This is a genomic window from Fulvivirga sedimenti (assembly GCF_020328055.1).
The window spans coordinates 1,247,824-1,267,187 of the sequence record NZ_JAIXNE010000003.1; the positions used below are offsets into that span (position 1 = coordinate 1,247,824).

The 19,364-nt window shown below is 46.6% G+C and carries 10 protein-coding genes; 5 read left to right on the forward strand and 5 right to left on the reverse strand.

Going from position 1 to position 19,364, the window contains the following annotated elements; all coding sequences use genetic code 11:
- Positions 1-48: 48 nt before the first annotated feature.
- Positions 49-1,467 (reverse strand): chromosomal replication initiator protein DnaA, encoded by a 1,419-nt coding sequence (dnaA, locus tag LDX50_RS17785; protein WP_225698654.1) that lies wholly within the window; start codon positions 1,465-1,467, stop codon positions 49-51.
- A gap of 217 nt (positions 1,468-1,684) precedes the next feature.
- Between dnaA and LDX50_RS17790 the strand changes: the two genes are divergently transcribed.
- The 3 genes from LDX50_RS17790 (at position 1,685) to LDX50_RS17800 (ending at position 5,793) form a co-directional block, all read left to right on the forward strand.
- Positions 1,685-2,779, forward strand: a complete 1,095-nt coding sequence (locus LDX50_RS17790; protein ID WP_225698655.1) for a methylmalonyl-CoA mutase family protein — start codon at positions 1,685-1,687, stop codon at positions 2,777-2,779.
- A complete protein-coding gene (scpA, locus tag LDX50_RS17795) occupies positions 2,776-4,890 on the forward strand; it encodes a methylmalonyl-CoA mutase (RefSeq protein WP_225698656.1) in 2,115 nt (704 codons plus the stop codon). The genes LDX50_RS17790 and scpA overlap by 4 nt, the downstream gene beginning before the upstream one ends.
- A gap of 81 nt (positions 4,891-4,971) precedes the next feature.
- A complete protein-coding gene (locus LDX50_RS17800) occupies positions 4,972-5,793 on the forward strand; it encodes an ion transporter (protein ID WP_225698657.1) in 822 nt (273 codons plus the stop codon).
- On the opposite strand, the gene LDX50_RS17805 is transcribed toward LDX50_RS17800, so the two are convergent.
- The 3 genes from LDX50_RS17805 to LDX50_RS17815 form a co-directional block, all read right to left on the reverse strand.
- A complete protein-coding gene (locus LDX50_RS17805) occupies positions 5,794-9,798 on the reverse strand; it encodes an AAA domain-containing protein (protein ID WP_225698658.1) in 4,005 nt (1,334 codons plus the stop codon).
- A 145-nt stretch (positions 9,799-9,943) separates the two neighbouring features.
- On the reverse strand, positions 9,944-10,819 hold the full coding sequence (locus LDX50_RS17810; protein WP_225698659.1) for a helix-hairpin-helix domain-containing protein: 876 nt from the start codon (positions 10,817-10,819) through the stop codon (positions 9,944-9,946).
- Between the two features lie 68 nt (positions 10,820-10,887).
- Positions 10,888-12,192 (reverse strand): pyridoxal phosphate-dependent aminotransferase, encoded by a 1,305-nt coding sequence (locus tag LDX50_RS17815; protein ID WP_225698660.1) that lies wholly within the window; start codon positions 12,190-12,192, stop codon positions 10,888-10,890.
- 130 nt (positions 12,193-12,322) lie between these two features.
- On the opposite strand from LDX50_RS17815, the gene LDX50_RS17820 reads away from it, so the two are divergent.
- The gene (locus LDX50_RS17820; RefSeq protein ID WP_225698661.1) at positions 12,323-13,768 is read left to right on the forward strand and encodes a serine hydrolase domain-containing protein; all 1,446 of its coding nucleotides are present in this window, start codon (positions 12,323-12,325) and stop codon (positions 13,766-13,768) included.
- A 220-nt stretch (positions 13,769-13,988) separates the two neighbouring features.
- Here the strand turns inward: LDX50_RS17820 and clpB are convergent, their stop codons facing one another.
- On the reverse strand, positions 13,989-16,601 hold the full coding sequence (gene clpB / locus LDX50_RS17825; protein WP_225698662.1) for an ATP-dependent chaperone ClpB: 2,613 nt from the start codon (positions 16,599-16,601) through the stop codon (positions 13,989-13,991).
- A gap of 447 nt (positions 16,602-17,048) precedes the next feature.
- On the opposite strand from clpB, the gene LDX50_RS17830 reads away from it, so the two are divergent.
- Positions 17,049-19,211: a S9 family peptidase gene (locus LDX50_RS17830; protein WP_225698663.1), complete on the forward strand. Its 2,163-nt coding sequence runs from the start codon at positions 17,049-17,051 to the stop codon at positions 19,209-19,211.
- The last annotated feature ends 153 nt before the right edge of the window (positions 19,212-19,364 follow it).

Sequence of the window (19,364 nt, forward strand, 5' to 3'; positions counted from 1 at the left end):
AAGGTACGGGGTGTTGGTATGCGGCGTTACAAAAAGATAAAAATTAAATCAGATAGCTTTCATCTTGAGCTTTTTCTTAAGCTCTTCAATCTGGGATTTGAAACTGTTGCTGGTATCCATCATGTCATTCACAGACTGCACCGCATGTATCACTGTACTGTGATCACGGCCCCCGAAATGATATCCGATCGCCTTCAGTGAATGATCGGTGTATTCCTTGGAGAAATACATCGCAACCTGGCGCGCGATAACGATCTCCTTCTTGCGGGTTTTATCCTTGAGATCTTCAACATCAACTTTAAAATATTCAGAGATCGTCTTCTGGATGTAGTCGATGCTTACTTCAGTGTCAATATCATGGACAATATTTTTCAGAATTTGCTTTGCAAGTTCCAGGTCAAGTTCCGCCCTGCTTAAGGATGCATGCGCAATCAGCGAAATGAGTACTCCTTCCAGTTCCCGGACATTCGTGTCGACGCTGTAAGCAAGGTATTCAATCACATTATCCGGAATATTGATCCCGTCGGCCTGCATCTTGCGCTGAATAATGGCAACGCGCGTTTCATAATCAGGCTGCTGCAGATCTGCTGTAAGTCCCCATTTAAACCGCGAGAGCAGCCTTTCCTGTAAACCTTTCAGATCCCGCGGCGGGCAGTCACTGGTCATAATAATCTGCTTACCCGCCTGGTGCAGATGGTTGAAAATATGGAAGAATATTTCCTGGGTTCTTTCTTTTCCTGCCAGAAACTGCACATCGTCGATGATCAGGATATCTACCTGCATGTAGAAGTTCTGAAATTCCTGGATCTTATTATTTCGAAGTGCCTCTATGAACTGATTTGTGAATTTTTCCGATGAAACATAAAGCACAAACCGGTCACCGATATTCGACTTGATCTCATTTCCAATGGCCTGAACCAGGTGAGTCTTGCCCAATCCCACCCCGCCATAAAGCATCAACGGATTGAATGAAGTGATTCCTGGTTTCTGGGCAACTGCAAATCCGGCAGATCGGGCCAGCCGGTTGCAATCCCCTTCAATATAGGTATCGAAGGTATAATTCGGATTAAGTTGCGATTCCTGGTAAAGTGTATCCACATTTTTCAGGTGGAACGGAGAAAAATAATCAGTAGATGAATTTTGTCCGTTACTGTTCTTATTATTCGGTCTGTTGGGAAGGTTTACCGATAAGGGCGAGGTTCTACTGTTGCCCCTGTCTACAATTACCGAATATTCCAGGCGGGCCTGCGGGCCCATTACGGCGGTAATCGCCTTTTTTAAAACCTGTACATAATGCTCTTCAAGCCATTCATAAAAGAATTGACTGGGCACTTGTATTGTTAGCACGTCATCCGAGCAACTCAAAGGGATAATGGGCTTGAACCAGGTATTAAAACTCTGCTCCGGCACATGTTCCCTGATCACTCGAAGACAATCGCCCCAAACTGTTCCACAATCAATCTTCATGTAATAAGAATATAAACTTTTGTTCAGATGTAACTTCTGATTTAAAAAGGGAAACAAATTTGGCAAAAAAAACAGGAACATGAAAGATTAACGTGAGGGATATTCTGAGTTTTTTAGATATGCCCTCTAATCGCCTGTTTGTGTCTTTTTGCAGAGACCCTTTTTACAATCGGTGTTTCTTATCAAATTAGTAACTTTACTGCGTGATCCAACAATTATGACAGAATTTAAATCAGTAAATTTCGACGAGTGGCAAAAACACGCCATCAATGATTTAAAATCGGCGGAAGCTTTTGAAGCACTGTTCAAAAATTGGGGCGACCTTCAAATCAAGCCATACTACGATTCGGGTGATCTGAATGATAAAATCCTGACATTCAGCAATCAACTGACCCCCGGGGACGGCAAGGGTATGGCAGCGCGGGGATGGTATAATGTAGTTCGTATTGTCGTGGATGATGCCTCCACCGCAAATGCCGAAGCGCTCGAACTCCTGATGAATGGGGCCGAAGGAATACATTTTGACATCCGGAAGCCTGTTTCGATTTCAGTCCTTCTCCAGGATGTGCTGCCGGAATATATTTTCCTGTCCTTCACCGTGAAAGAAATGAAGCAGGCCGACGCCATCCGTGCGTGGCTCGATTCCCGGGATGTGGATCGGCAGGACGTTACCGGTTATATTCATCTGAAGGAATCAAAAGATAACACTGATCACCTGATCAGTCTGTTTGAGCCCTGGCCAAAATTCCGGAGCCAGTATTTTGAACAACCGGAAAGTGGTGAAGGCGTCATAGATTCATTGGCAAACCTGATGATTAACGTAAGTGATAACCTGGATAAGTTTATCAGTATGGGACATACAGCGGATCAGGTGGCAGGTGAACTTGTCTTTGGCATCAAACTGGGGCCGGCATATTTTCATGAAATTGTCCGATTGCGTGCCATTCGCATGTTAATGTATAAGCTTGTTCATGCCTGGGGAAGCAGGATTAATCCGGACGATATATTGATTCATGGAATATCCACACCGTGGATTGAGGAAAACTATCAACCCATGGGTAATCTTATTAAATCGGCTTCATCGGCAATGGCCGGGGTCCTGGGAGGTGTCCATGCACTAACGGTGATGCCGGAGGATGCCGAAAGCCTGTTGCAGAAAAGGATCGCCAGAAATACCGGAATCATTCTCAAGGAAGAATCATACCTGGATAAGACAAGGGATGCCCTCGCGGGAGCCTACTACATTGAATCACTCACAGAACAGCTCGGAAGAGCCGTTTGGGAGAAATTTCAAAAACTTTCAGCCGAATGAAACCAGATTTTAAAAATATTGATTTCGATACGTATCAACCTGCCCCGGCATCTTCACCTGCATCTGAATGGGAGGCGGCTGAGAAAATTACGGTAATGTCGGAATACAACATCACTAAAAAACTGCCGCACACCGGTTTTTCTTCCGGAATACCTCCATATCTGCGGGGACCCTACACAACCATGTATACGGTAAGGCCCTGGACGGTTCGCCAATATGCGGGCTTTTCTACTGCAGAGGAATCAAATGCTTTTTACCGCAGAAACCTGGCGGCAGGTCAGAAAGGCCTTTCAGTAGCCTTCGACCTGGCCACCCACCGTGGATATGATTCCGATCATCCGCGGGTTACCGGGGATGTGGGAAAAGCCGGGGTCGCTATTGATTCCGTACTGGATATGAAGATCCTGTTTGATCAGATCCCACTGGATAAGATGTCGGTATCTATGACCATGAACGGTGCTGTTATCCCGATTATGGCATTTTACATTGTCGCAGCGGAAGAACAAGGCGTGAAACCGGAACTGCTCAGCGGCACTATCCAGAACGATATTCTAAAGGAATTCATGGTGCGGAATACGTATATCTATCCGCCCAAGCCATCCATGCGCATTATATCAGATATTTTCAAGTACACATCTGAAAAGATGCCACGCTTCAATTCCATCAGTATCAGTGGGTACCACATGCAGGAAGCCGGGGCCACTGCGGATATTGAACTGGCATACACCCTGGCAGACGGACTGGAATATTTGCGTACCGGTATCGCAGCAGGGCTTGATATTGATGCATTTGCACCAAGACTGTCATTCTTCTGGGGAATTGGCATGAACCATTTTATGGAGGTAGCAAAAATGCGTGCAGGCCGGTTGATGTGGGCGCAGATCGTGAAGGAATTCAATCCAAAAAATGAAAAATCAATGGCATTGCGCACACACTGCCAGACCTCAGGATGGAGCCTCACCGAGCAGGATCCTTACAACAACGTAACACGTACATGCATTGAAGCCATGGCCGCGGTGCTGGGTGGAACACAGTCTCTCCACACGAATGCGCTTGACGAGGCCATTGCATTACCTACCGACTATTCCGCACGCATTGCCAGGAACACGCAGCTCTTTTTACAAAAAGTTGCAGGTATTACGGAAGTTGTTGACCCATATGGTGGATCGGCGTACCTCGAAAATCTTACCAACGAACTCGTCGGACGGGCGTGGGAACACATCCGGGAAATTGATTCTCTCGGGGGTATGGCGGCTGCTATTGAGAGCGGGATCCCCAAAATGCGCATTGAGGAAGCAGCTGCACGTAAGCAGGCAAGAATTGATTCAGGCAAGGATATCATTGTAGGCGTAAACAGATACGAAACGGATGAGAAGCCGGATTTTGAGATCCTGGAAGTCGATAATACGCGTGTACGTGATGAGCAGATCGCCCGTCTGAAAAAGCTGAAAGAAGAACGGAATGATGCAGCGGTACAACAAGCCCTGGACAATATCAGTGAAATAGCTGCCTCAGGAAAAGGCAACCTGCTCGAAGCAGCGGTTGAAGCTGCACGGGCACGTGCTACCCTTGGCGAAATATCCGATGCCATGGAAAAAGTATTCGGCCGGCATAAGGCCACCACCCGTGCCATCAGCGGGGTTTATTCATCTGAATTGCAAATGGACAAGAAATTTCACGAAGCACGCGAGCTATCTGATAAATTCGCGGAAAAAGAAGGACGCCGGCCAAGAATCCTTGTGGCCAAAATGGGTCAGGACGGCCATGACCGTGGCGCTAAGGTTATCGCCACGAGCTTTGCCGATCTCGGATTTGACGTTGATATTGGTCCGCTTTTTCAGACCCCCGAGGAAGTGGCGAAACAAGCAATTGAAAATGATGTGCACCTTATCGGAGCATCAAGCCTGGCGGGCGGACATAAAACCCTGATTCCCGCGTTGATCGAATCCTTAAAATCAATGGGGAGGAATGATATTACGGTCATTGCAGGGGGAGTAATTCCTCCGGCAGATTACGATTTCCTGTACGATGCCGGCGTTGGCGGGATATTCGGACCGGGCACGGTAATCTCTAAAGCGGCCATTGAAATCCTTCAGAAGCTGATGGACTAGAAATTACCGGCCGCACTCTTTGATTGACTGACAGGTTTTCTGCCATTTGTATTTAAGCTAGTAATCTTAGAAATTACACCCATGAAGCATGAATCTCGATATGAGCGCTTGCGGGAGAAAACCCATGAGGTAATATTTGAAGCTGATACATTCTGGGGTAAAACTTTCGATGTTGTTCTGCTGGTTGCGATTGTGCTGAGTGTGATCGCCGTAATGCTCGAAAGCGTTCTGGAAATCAGACTCAAGTACGGCAATATCCTCTTCATTGCCGAATGGATTTTCACTGCGCTTTTCACAGTTGAATATATTGCTCGTCTTTGGTCTGTTAACAAACCCTGGAAATATGCCACCAGTTTCTATGGTGTAATTGACCTCCTTTCCATCCTGCCGGCTTTCATCGCTTTATTCATATCAGGTGCACAGGCTTTCCTGATCCTCCGAAGCATTCGGCTTATCCGGGTTTTCCGTGTATTCAAGCTGGTCCGATTCCTGGGCGAAGCCTCGGTGCTTAAGGAAGCATTACGGGCCAGCCGCGCCAAGATCATCGTATTTGTGGGCAGTGTTTTTATCATGGTGGTAATCCTTGGAACAATGATGTATATCATTGAGGGCGGTGAAAATGGATTTACCTCTATCCCTAAAAGTATCTATTGGGCGGTTGTTACACTCACGACCGTAGGATATGGTGATATCGCACCGCAAACCCCACTTGGACAGGGTCTCGCAACACTGATCATGATCCTGGGTTACGGGATTATTGCAGTTCCCACGGGAATTGTAACATCAGAAATGGCAAAAAAAGGAAATATCATTCACAGTAATACCCGGTCATGCCAGCACTGCGGTGCCGAAGAGCACAGTGACAAAGCTTCCTATTGCTACAAATGTGGTTCTGAGATGTAATTATTCGTGACTCTCTTTATGCAGATTAACAAAGTGCACAAGTGCTTCATTTACTTTACCGGGATTTTGCCAGTATTCACGGCTGAAGAATGAAGTGAAATACCAGTTTTTATCAGACAGAATTCTTGGCAAATAGACGTGGCTGTCCTTTACCGATTCGGACTGGAAATATCGTTCATCGTCGGTTAAAACCAGACCCACATACTTTTTACCTTGTTTCGCTGTGAGATCAGAAAATGGCAGTTCATTTGTAAGAGTCACATCCTCAAGGGATTCTTCACCGAATTCCAGCAACTTCGACTTCAGATACCATTCCGCCGGATGTGCTTTTTGTTCTTTCACAAACGGCTCAAACCTGCCTTCAGAAACCTCCCAGGCATATTCCAGGTATTTTTTTAACAACTTCGGACCTTCATTTTTGGTTTTGTCCGTTTTGAGTTGCTGTGGCAAAATACTACTCACAAGAATGACTTTTTCACGTGCGCGGGTCACGGCCACATTAAGCCTGTTTTCGCCATTTGCGGCATTCAGACTTCCGAACTGAAGGCTCATTTTACCTTTTTTGTCGGGGGCATAGCCTACCGAAAAGATGATCACATCTTTTTCATCACCTTGAACATTTTCAATATTTTTTACAAACCAGTGTTCCGGCCAGATTAAACCGCTTTCCAGCAGCCGTTCATCCAGCATATCCTGGATATATTCCTGTTGTCGTGCATTAAAAGTAACTACCCCTACATCCTTTTTAGACTTCTTCCGGATCATTTCCAGCAGAATATCTGCTATTTCGACCGCTTCAGCATCATTTGTATTATTCTCCCATATACCTTCAACCTTCCTGTATTCAATCGCCGGAATTCCTGAATTGACAACCTGGTATTCGGGAAGGAGAATGAGATTGCCTTTATAGAAATGACGGTTGGAAAAGTCGATCAGGTCCAGTGATTTACTCCTGTAATGACCCTTGAGGTGAACCTGCATCAGGTGTTTAGACGCGAGCTCCAGCAATGAATCAATTTCAAGCTCAAGTACATCATTCGTCTCCCCTTCAAAGCGAACCTGGTAAAGGTCATTTGGCCGGAGCTGTTTATCATCACCGGCGACCACCAGCTGACGGCCACGGTACATCGCAGGTATACCCTTCTCCACAAAGCATTGGGATGCCTCATCGAAAATCACCAAATCAAAGAAAGGCCTCATGGGAAATAGAGAAGAAACCGCCTCCGGCGATGCCAGCCAGCAAGGCATCAAATCAAAAAGCTCATCCTGAAATTCATTGATTACCCTTCTCAGTGGCCATATTCTCCGCTTCTTGGTCACCTGGTGATAGAGATCCCGGTAGGTCACACGATTATTGAGCCTGTTGTATTCAACATGCTCGTACATGCGCTCACGTGCGCGGAGCAGAAGCATGTCATTGCTGATATCCAGCTTTTCATCAACACGCTGCTGCAGCTCTGCCACCTTTTTCTGAAATGTTCGCGATGAGACGGTTCGAAGGACCGGATATTTTGTTTCGATATGATCGATCCACGCCAGGCGCAGACTATTCATGAATACGTCTTCAACATCCTTCGCTGTCTCCACCTCATCAAGCTCAATGATGCGCTCGATTACCTGAATTTCAACATTCAGCATCGAATCTCTCAGGCGGTCATACTCGCAAAGTGCATCAAAGTCTTCATCGAGGGCACTGGAAAGATCATTCGCCAGTTGGGGCGCACTGATCAGTTTTCCTACCTGACTGGGTGTGAGATAGGTGAGCCAGGCAGCCTTTTTCTCAGGAATATCCTTCAGCACGACAAAAAGCTCCTCCAGCTTTTCTCTCAGTTCCTCATATGAAAGTACCTGTACGTTCAGAAATTCCTTGAAATTTCGAAGTGAATTAAACACCAGTTTGGCTTTAACACTCAATTTCTGGACATGAAACCAATTCTGGTAATCTACCTTATCATATGTGTCCGGAATTTCACTTAACCATTTCTGATCCCGCAGTTTGGTAAGGTTATGTTCCAGGTTAAGCCGGTTATCGATCCGTTGGGCCATTGCATTGAAGCCTTCGCGATTGATATCCAGTCCGTTTTTCTGGATAGTATTGATCAGGAAAGCCTTTTCCCGCGAGAAAAGACGCCATTGAATTCTCTTGAAAATATTCTCATGGGCTTCAAGGCCCTGCTGCAATGATTCCTGAAAATGACCTAATTCTTCCGTTTTAAGGATTTTTTCCGGGCCATCTCCTGTGTAGCATTCCATCATCACACGTTCGATATTGGAAAGCCATAAATGGTTGGTGTCCTGATCAGGATAATTCATCATATGCCTGAAATACCGGTAGGCCCTGGGCTTCTTTAAAATACCCAGCATCTCGACAATGAAATCCCTGCGTGAATAAATCAATTCACAATCCTGCAATGTTACCCGGTGACCCAATATTTTTTCTACCCGATCTTCAATCCGCTTATGGAACTTCGGAATGTCGTCCAAAATATCCCGGATATTTTTAAGCTCCCCTGCCTGAAGCCTGGCAAAGGAGATGCGGTCGTTCCAGATATGATCAGTCCCCCGGAAACGGAGCAGGTATTCACTATATGTATTGAGCTTTCGTGCAAATTCACTCAACTCATCAAACCTGAACTGGGTATATTCCTGTTTCAGTGGCACTGAAGGCGCATGAATGTGTGCAGTCAGGTAAAGTTCCTTAATCGATACTCCGCACTCCTGTTCATTAAACAGGGCAAATCTGAATTCTTCAAGTTCTTCCTTGAGCTGATCAATATTACGGCTGGTCTGAAGGAAATTTCTTTCCAGCTGGATAGCATCAAGTCCGTTGTTGCGCGACTGATATTCTTCCAACCGGTCAATCTGTCCGGCTATTTTACCATAAATTTCTTTTCGGTCGTTTCTGAAGTCATGTACAAGGCCTACAAAATTACCCAGCTGCCGCTCGGCTAGCCGCTGATACACGATATCCAGTGCAGCACGTTTCTGGGAAACCACGAGTACTTTTTTGCCGGCCGCCATATGATCGGCGATCAGGTTACAGATCAGCTGTGACTTTCCGGTTCCCGGAGGTCCCTCCACTACCAGGGAGAAACCCTGCTTCACTGCCTGCAGCGCTTTTTCCTGGTGGGCATCCATTGGAAAAATATTCAGAACCTTTTCCTCGTGAACCTGACCACCTCCGGCACGTTCGGTGAAAACCGCCCGCTTTTCAAAGAATTCATCCATCGATTCTACCTGCTCATTTTCAAGCAAATGCAGGTAATCGGGAACAAGGTAGGATCCGGCCTGTGGAAAGATTCCAACCACAGCTTCAGAATAAAGCTTCAGCTTACCGGTGGAATGATTCTTTTCATAATCGTCCTTGCGATAATCCTCGAAGCTGATCAGGGTATCCATAAAGGTATCCTGGTTGAAGTGCAACTCCACATTGCTTTCCTTGAGCAGCTGATACAGGGAGGTACGGAACACTGCACTGTCCATTTCGAAGTCATCGAAGGTGCGTTCGAGCAAGTCCTCATCCAGCTTGATCTGGTTATAGTGACTGTACGCCAGGAGAAATGACTTATTGAACATCGTTCCACTGTCATTGCGCGGCACAAGCACCCACTGATCTTTTTTGAGCTGGATTTCCACGGGGAAGAACAAGAGGGGTGCACGGACAATCGTATCGTTAGCAAGCTTTCCATGTACAAACGGCCAGCCTACATAGAGATCTTTTGAGCCACGCTCATCAAAAATGAACCGGTCTTCACGGTCAAGTTTACGAATCTTCCGGCTCATCGCATTGGCTTCATCGTCGCGCGAATCCATCAATGGACATAACGGCTGTTCTTTCCCGGAAATAAGTGATTCAATTATTTTGAAGGAACCATCCTTGACCAGGAACTCAAAATCACGGAGGTCGATGAACTGATTTGCCGGCAACCGCAGCAATAAGAGTGACCTGTTATTGCCCGAGAGATTCGTAAGCCTGTTTAAATATGAACGGAGAATTTCCTGCATGCTACCTTCAATACGAATTCGAAAATTAGGAAATTAATTGAATTATTGAACGGTGCCGAACGATTAATGGTATATCTAAATATTATTTTTAGCAGTACCCGGCAAGATTACCTGTCGATCATTGCAGTAATAGATTTGGAGTAAACTAACGGTAAGCGGGGACTGTGTCTGTAATAATGAGGTATGGCCGTAACCGTTCTGCCTCATCAGCTGAAAAAAGCGGGTTATCCAGGAGTGCTTCAAAAGATATGGAATCTCCGTGATGCTGACGGTATCGAAGCAACATAACCGCCTGCCTTGAGTTGAGATAGGGATGACTATATAATTCGCGATAAGTTCCTGTTTTCAATGGAATTGCTCTGGGTCTGAAATCCGTGTCTACGTAAATACGGCTACGGATATGTTCAAATGTCTCGTCTTTTAATCCGTATACCTCAAGTAATTGACGAATATCAACGTACCCGCCTAATAACGAACGATAGGAAATGATCCTGGAAGATAGAACCGGACCTATGCCGTGCAGCAGGCTCAGCATCAGCGAATCTGCCAGATTTACATCCATCGGATCGGGACATCCTGGACGGTTCGTTGGCTGACTATTACGGTCCTTTTTCAGGTTGATTCGTTGCCGTTCTTTGAAAACCAAATGATCACTAATCATTCCAAAAAGGCTGTCGGTCATCCCGTAAATGGACCTTATCTGCTCCTTATCACGAAATCCGCCTGATTTGGTTCTGTAGGCAATCAGGTTTGAAGCCACATTTTCAGGCATTCCCATTGATGTTAGTCCCTGAAAGGAGACGGTATCCGGCATGAACGGCTCAACCGGCCGGCTGACCGCGGGAGTTAACGGCGCGGATTCTACAATATAACGGGTAAAGAGGGATGCTTCCTGATCGGAAAGAGGCCATTGAAAATTCAGTAATTTCAATGCATCAATAATGACCACGATGATCACCAATCCCAGGATACCCCGAAATTCAGCCATAGAAAAATCCATCGCGAATTTCAGGTAATTCATAGCTCGACGATAAGATCTTCGTAACAGGTGCATGCAGGCAAGTAAATACCTGATGCGGACAAATAATGTCAGCCTTCCGAGGTAAATTCGATTATTGCTTCCCGGATCCGGGTAAAGGTCGTTGTGAAGGTCTCTTCATCCTGTTCGAGTAAGGTCATACGGAATCCCGAAAGGTCGGACTGGAAAGAAGAAAGCGGAACGACACATATTCCGGTAGCAGCAAGCAGGTAATAAACAAACCGGCGATCCGGAGGCATCTCCGGGTTCACCCAGGACTCCACCAATTCTCTGGCCGCGGCATTCTGTACATCCAGGCGCTGTTTTCCATTCAAAAAGGCCGGATTGAAAATGATGGTGTTGTAGAATGCTCCGCGCGTGGGTGAAAAATAAATTTGCGGCATGTTGCTAAAGAGATTGCTGAGAATCTCGCCCCTGCTGGCGATGGCCTGATTTTTCGTACACAGGTAATCCTCGTAGCGGGAATCGGTAAAGATAGCCGGGATGGCTTTTTGCGGCAAGGTTGTCGAACATACCTCAACCATCTTGGCATTTTCAAGTGCCGTGCAGAAACCATCGAACTGCGGGTCTTTCTTTCGGTTGTAGAATTCCATCCATCCGCACCGGGACCCTGGCCATGGCAACTCCTTGGAAATACCTTTCATGGAGATCGCAGGTCTGTCACCAACGATGCGGGAAAGAAGTTCTGTTTGATTTCCGCTTGCAGTGATGGCAGAATAGATCTCATCGGCAATGAGAAGCAAATCAAATTCCCGGGCAATCGACACGATTCGCTCCAGGTATTCATGGGGATAGATCATGCCTGTCGGATTATCCGGATTGATGATCAGGATACCCGAGATATTTGGATTGAATTTAACCTTGTTGTAAAGGTCCTCCAGATCCGGATACCAGGAATTTTCAGGGTCCAGCAGATAGGTGAGCGGTGCACTGTTGGCATGGGCTGCTTCCGCCGAGCTATGGGTTGAATAGGCCGGTGACGGACCGATAATCCGGGATGTCGGGGGAAGGTATTGATATAGCTTTGAAATGGCATCGCCAAGCCCATTGAAAAACAGAATATCTTCTGCAGTGATCTGTACGCCTCCCAAAGCATTATTGCGCTTTGCAAGGAATTCTCTTGTGGCAGGAACACCTTTCGAATGACAATACCCGTAACTGGAATCTTCCATAACAAGACCCGATACGATCTCCTTGATCCAGCCGGGAATCGTATTGTGTTTTTGTATGGGATCACCGATATTTTCCCAGGTAATAGGAATACCCAGTGCTGCGATCTGTTCCGCTTTCCGTACAATCTGCCGGATCTCATATTCGAGCTGACTGGCTCCTTCGTAGACTAATCTGTTCCGCAATGAATAAAAATGTTAGTTCTTTCCGAAAGTTAGGAAATAGTACGAAGCCTCTGACCTTGAAGGGCTCTTTTTCTTTGAATCCAATGATAAGAAAAACAAATTCCCTTAACTTGTTCGAAAAATCAATGCTATGAAATTCCACAATCTTTTTCTCGTGGTCATCCTTCTCACATTTTCATGTAGCGAAAAGCCCGCGGAAATCCAGGATCAGCCCGATGTAACCGCAATAGAAAACGGACTGATCCCAGGTATCGTCATCAAAGGATCCGAGCTGCCTGCCTGGACGATCTCGGAGCGGATGGCACATTACAGGGTGCCGGGAGTAAGCATTGCGTTTTTCGAAAATAACGAGATCCAATGGACCCGGACATATGGATTTCTGGATTCAGGACGAACCCAGGCAGTGGATGAAAATACCCGGTTTCAGGCGGCATCGATCTCAAAACCCGTTGCCGCATCCGGTATGATGAAACTGATTGAATCGGGAGACCTGGATCTGGATGCAGATGTCAATACATACCTTACCGGATGGAAGCTTCCGGAAAACCCGTATGATCCGAATGAACACGTCACATTGCGCAGGTTAGTTACCCACAATGCCGGCCTTACAGTTCATGGTTTTCGGGGCTATGCCTCGGACGAACCTGTTCCCGGTACCATGGAAATTCTTTTAGGGGAAACGCCGGCGAATTCTGATGCCATACTTCCGGATACGATTCCCGGGGCAATATGGCGTTATTCCGGCGGAGGCTATACGCTGATGCAATATGTGATCGAAACAAATTTCAATTCTTCGTTCTCCGCATTTATGAAGGAAAATGTACTGGATCCCGCAGGTATGGAAAGAAGTATCTATCAGCAGCCTTTACCAGAGGACATGCACCAAAATACTTCAGTCGGACACCGCCCTGACGGACAACCTGTAACCGGGAAATGGCATACATATCCTGAGATGGCTGCTGCCGGATTATGGACAACACCTTCGGATCTCGGCAGGTGGGCCATGGCTGTTCAAAGGGCTTATAACGGTAGTGAGACGGAATTCATTCAGCCGGAAACTGCCAAAATGATCCTTACCAAACACATCAATGACTGGGGGCTGGGTCCGGGCCTCGGAGGTGAGGGAGACTCGTTGTATTTCAGGCATGGAGGCGCGAATGAAGGATATCGCTGCATGCTGTTCTCATTCGCGGGTCCCGGCGGTCAGGGTATGGCGATCATGACGAATGGTGATCTTGGTGGTCCACTGATGAATGAAATTGCCCGTTCCGTGGATGCCGCTTACGGATGGAATGTTTATCTTCCGGATGTTCGGACTGTCATTGATATGAGCACAGCAGATTTAAATTCCTATGCCGGTACTTATGTGGCAGAAGAACGGGGTATTGAGGTCGAAATACTTATGGAAGGGGAACTGCTCAAGGGTAAAGTTGGCACTAATGTATTTACGCTTTATCCGGAAGATACGGATCGGTTTTTCGATGATCAGGACGGGCAAAGCATATTTTTTGAACGAAACGACGAAAATATTATTACAGGTTTTAGTGTAGACGGATTACAATTTGTAAGACTGTGAAATATTGTTGAGGAATCCCCAACAGAAGACTACCCTCACTCGTCATCCTGAATTGAGTTCGCCTGCCTGCCTGGAAAGAGGGGATAACGAATTGTTAAAATACGGGACACTGTGTAACACCGCCGGATGTCGCTAATACGAATTTGTAGATAAAAAAAGCCCCTGCAAATTGCAGGGGCTCGACTAACACAATCTACCGGGCACACGCCCGGTGAAAACACTATTCAATTTCAACCTTATCCAGGTTCAGAAACTCTATCGTTCCGTTGTCTCCCATGTCAACTCCAACAATCGAGTCCTTATCAATTTTACCGGCAAGGATTTCCTTCGACAGTTCATTGAGTATTTCACGCTGAAGAACCCGCTTGAGTGGTCTGGCACCAAATTGAGGATCATATCCCTTTTTGGCAATGTAGTTCACCACCTTGTCTGAAACCTCCAGATTTACACCGTTCTCTGCGAGTCGTTCCTGAACCAGTTTTATCTGGATTCCAACGATCTTGCGGATATCCTCTTTGGAAAGCGGACGGAACATGATGGTTTCATCAATTCGGTTGAGAAATTCCGGACGAACTGATTTTTTCAGAAGTTCAAATACATCCTGTTTTGTTTTCTCGATCACCTCTTCCTCGTTCTCCTCATTCATGTATTCAAAATTTTCCTGAATGATCTGCGAACCCATGTTCGTAGTCATAATGATGATCGTATTCTTGAAGTTTGCAACACGTCCCTTATTATCTGTAAGTCGACCATCATCCAGCACCTGCAGCAGAATATTGAATACATCAGGGTGCGCCTTTTCAATCTCATCGAGCAGAATAACCGAGTAAGGCTTTCTGCGAACGGCTTCAGTAAGCTGTCCGCCCTCATCATAACCCACATAACCGGGAGGCGCTCCTACGAGTCTGCTCACAGAGTGACGTTCCTGGTACTCCGACATATCAATTCGAACCATGGCATTCTCGTCGTTGAACAGGTATTCCGCCAGGGCTTTTGATAACTCTGTTTTACCGACACCGGTGGTTCCCAGAAAAATGAACGAACCAATCGGGCGCTTTGGATCCTGTAACCCTGCCCGGCTTCTGCGGACTGCATCTGACAGCGCGGCAATCGCTTCTTCCTGTCCGGCAACCCGCTTGCTCAGCTCTTGCTCCAGGTGGAGTAATTTCTCGCGGTCGCTCTGCAGCATCTTTGAAACGGGTATTCCGGTCCATTTGGCTACCACTTCAGCGATATCTTCGCTGTCAACCTCTTCCTTGAGGAGTGAACTTTCACCCTGCATGGCTTTCATATCCTCCTGCAGCTTCTCCAGTTCCTTTTGTGTATCCAGCATTTTGCCATAGCGGATTTCTGCGACCCGTCCGAAATCACCAGATTTTTCAGCCTGCTCAGCTTCAAATTTCAGCTTGTCGATTTCCTCCTTCTTCTGCTGGATACCATGCACCACCTGCTTTTCATTTTCCCACTTGGCCTTCAGGTCGTTACGGGTTTCAGACAGGTCGGCAATCTCCTTGGAAAGGATCGATTCCTTTTCCTTGTTTTTTTCGCGGCGGATAGCTTCGCGCTCAATCTCGAGCTGCATGATCTTCCGGTTCAATTCATCAAGTTCCTCAGGCATGCTGTCCATCTCCAGGCGAAGCTTCGCTGCCGCCTCATCCATCAGGTCAATAGCCTTGTCTGGTAAAAAGCGGTCGGAAATATACCTGTGTGAAAGCTCTACGGCCGAAATTACCGCATCATCCTTGATACGCACACCGTGGTGCAGTTCGTACTTGTCCTTTATCCCGCGAAGAATTGATATGGCATCCTGCGGAGACGGCTCATCAACCACAACAGTCTGGAATCGCCTTTCAAGGGCTTTATCCTTTTCGATGTGTTTCTGATATTCCTTCAGTGTGGTCGCACCGATTGCATGCAGTTCGCCACGGGCCAGTGCCGGTTTGAGCAGGTTGGCCGCGTCCATTGCGCCTTCACCCCCACCTGCACCAATCAATGTGTGAATTTCATCAATAAAGAGGACGATCTGACCGTCGGAATCCGTTACTTCCTTGATCACCGATTTCAGTCTTTCTTCAAATTCACCTTTATATTTGGCACCGGCAACCAGCAATCCCATATCGAGGGAAATCAGGATTTTATCCTTAAGATTTTCGGGTACATCTCCGTCAACGATCCGCTGAGCCATACCCTCGATGATGGCGGTCTTTCCCACACCGGGTTCACCGATCAAAATCGGGTTATTTTTCGTACGTCTCGACAGTATCTGAAGCACCCTGCGGATCTCATCATCCCGTCCGATTACAGGGTCGATCTTGCCCGCTTTAGCGAGTTGGTTCAGATTCTTTGAATACCTTTCCAGTGAGCGGTATTTTGATTCCGCATTCTGGTCGGTCACCGAACTGCCGCCCCGCAATTCTTTAATCGCTGCCAGGAGTCCTTTTTTCTCAAACCCTGTATCCTTCATGAGCTGGGCAACTTTCTCTTTGCCTTCATATAATCCCAGGATAAGATGCTCAACAGAGATGAATTCGTCTTTAAATTCCTTCAGGAAAGACTCCGCTTTTTGCAACGCGGTATGTGCATCATTTGATAAATATGGTTGCTGTCCGGTAACTTTCGGATAGCTGTTGATAATGTCCTCGAGCTTTGAATCAAGGACAGCACGGTTTACGTTCAGCTTTTTAATGATGAACGAAATCACATTTTCATCCGACAACAGGATGGCCTTGAGCAGATGCCCCGGCTCAATCGCCTGCTGCTGATTTGCGGAAACAATTTCAGCAGCTTTCTGAATCGCTTCCTGTGCTTTTATGGTATAATTATTAAAATTCATATCACTTGTTTTACTCTATTCCCATACGATCAAATTAGGTTCCACTTCCAATTTCAGGACATTCTGTCTGAATTTGACGATGGTAAACCACTTATTGTAGACATATTGTCCGAAAATGAACAACGCTTTTTTAGTCAGTAGTCAGTAGTCAGTAGTCAGTAGTGGGAGTAATTAGTAGGGAGTAGTGAGTAGGGAGTAGCAAGTAATGAATAGGTCGTGGCGAATAAGCTGGGATTCCCTGATGATTGTTTAGTCTTTCCGGATAATTTCTAATTGGTCGCCCAAATAAAAATGACGCAAGCCAGATACTACTGACTACTGACTACTGACTACTGACTACTGACTAGTATGTTTCCGTTCAGCATCAAAAAACCAACGTTCATATCAGAGTGTAATGAATTCAGCTTTAGAAATCTTAATATTAGGACCAGATCTGACAAAGCAACAATGAAAATCAACAAAACAACACTTCGCATTAGCCTGGGGGCACTTCTTATCATTTCCGTATTTGGTGCCCACGCCCAGGAGGCTAAAACCGCTGCCGACTATGAGCAGGCGACTAAATTCCTCTGGTTCAACACCAACAGCAAGGTACACTATGATGGTGTCCGCCCGGTATGGCGGGAAGATGGCACCTTCTGGTATAATGTCTCCACTCCAGGCGGAGATCAGTTCGTTCTGGTCAATCCGGCTAAAAAAAGTAAGAAAACAGCTTCGTCCCGTGCCGAACTGCTGGGAGAGGAAAATAATGGCGCACAGAATACAACCCCACCCATCAACAGGAATGAGATTCCCTCACCCGACGGAAAGAAGGTCGTATTTATTCGTGACTGGAATCTGTGGATGCGCAATCTTGAAACCAATAAGGAAACACAACTCACGACGGATGGCACCGAAAACTTCGGGTATGCCACGGATAATGCGGGATGGAGAAAAAGTGACCGTCCGGTAGTTCTCTGGTCACCGGATTCAAAAAAGCTGGTCACCTTCCAGCAGGACCAGCGCCATGTGAGTGATATGTACCTGGTTTCAACAAAGGTTGGAGAGCCGGAATTGCAGGCATGGAAGTATCCGATACCACAGGATGAGGATATAATTCGCATTCACCGCGTGATCATCAATGTGGATGAGCCAAAAGTAATCCGTCTGAAAATGGAGCCGGATGCACGCCGCGGAACGCTGTGCGACGACATCGCCTGCACCGGAGCTTTTGATGACAATGAATGGAGCGCCGACGGGAGCAAACTGGTATTTGTTTCTACCTCGCGCGATCATAAAGAAGCGAAAGTCCGCATGGCGGATGCCACAACAGGTGAAGTACGTGATATTTTTGAAGAGGTGGTAGACACCCAGTACGAATCCGGCCAGGGAACGGTGAACTGGCATTACCTCGATGCAACCAACGAGATCATATGGTACTCCGAGCGCAGCGACTGGGGACATTTATATCTGTACGATGCTACAACAGGAGCACTGAAAAATCAGATCACCAGCGGGGATTTTGTTGTGACGGAACTTATCAGGGTAGATGAGAAAAACCGAATGCTTTACTTCTATGCGCAGGGACGGGAAGAAGGACGTGATCCCTATTTTGCACATTTCTACAGCATTGATTTCAATGGGAAAAAACTTTCATTGCTAACCCCGGACAACGGTCACCATTCAGTAAGTATCTCCGGTGATGGAAAATTCTTCGTTGATACCTATTCACAGCCGGATGTTCCGCCCGTGTCGGTACTGCGTAACAGCAAAGGCAAGGAGATCATGGTTCTTGAAAAAGCTGATATTTCTGCACTTGCCGCTACAGGATGGAAAGCTCCTACACCCGTTAAGGTGAAATCGCGTGACGGCAGGTGGGATTTATACGGACTGATGTTCACTCCAACCACACTGGATGAATCGAAAAAATATCCCGTGGTAAACTATATCTATCCGGGTCCGCAAGGCGGTGGTGTTGGCCGCAGATCATTCTCTGCATCACGCAGTGACCACCAGGCTCTTGCAGAGCTGGGTTTCGTGGTGATCGTGATCGACGGAACCTGTAACCCGGGTCGTTCGAAGTCATTCCACGACGTATGTTACGGAAATATGGCCGACAATACCCTCGAAGATCAGATTTCAGGCATAAAACAGCTGGCCGAACGGCATCCGTACATCGATACAGACCGTGTTGGCATATGGGGGCATTCAGGAGGTGGTTTTGCAACCGCAGCGGCAATGTTCCGATATCCTGAGTTCTATAAAGTGGGAATTTCCGAATCAGGAAATCATGACAACAGAAACTATGAGGATGACTGGGGAGAGCGTTATATCGGACTTATCCAGGGTGATAACTATGAGGAACAGGCCAATCAGAATTACGCCAAAAACCTGCAGGGCAAACTTATGCTGGCACATGGCGGACTGGATGATAATGTACCTCCGTACAATACATATCTTGTTGTCGATGCACTCGTGAAGGCGAACAAAGATTTTGATCTGATCATTTTCCCGAATGCCCGCCATGGTTTCGGTGCCGACTCATACTACATGATGCGCCGCCGTTGGGATTACTTTGTCGAGCATCTGCAGGGTGTGGAGCCACCGAAGGAATTTAAAATTAGTCAGTAGTCAGTAGTCAGTAGTCAGTAGTCAGTAGTCAGTAGTTTTAGTGTAGAGTTATGAGTTAGGAGTAGGGGATGTAGATAGGCTGGAATATTCAGGTGATTTTGCAGTTTAGCCATCAAGAAATAATGTACTGCCTTCCAGGATTAATTCCTGAAA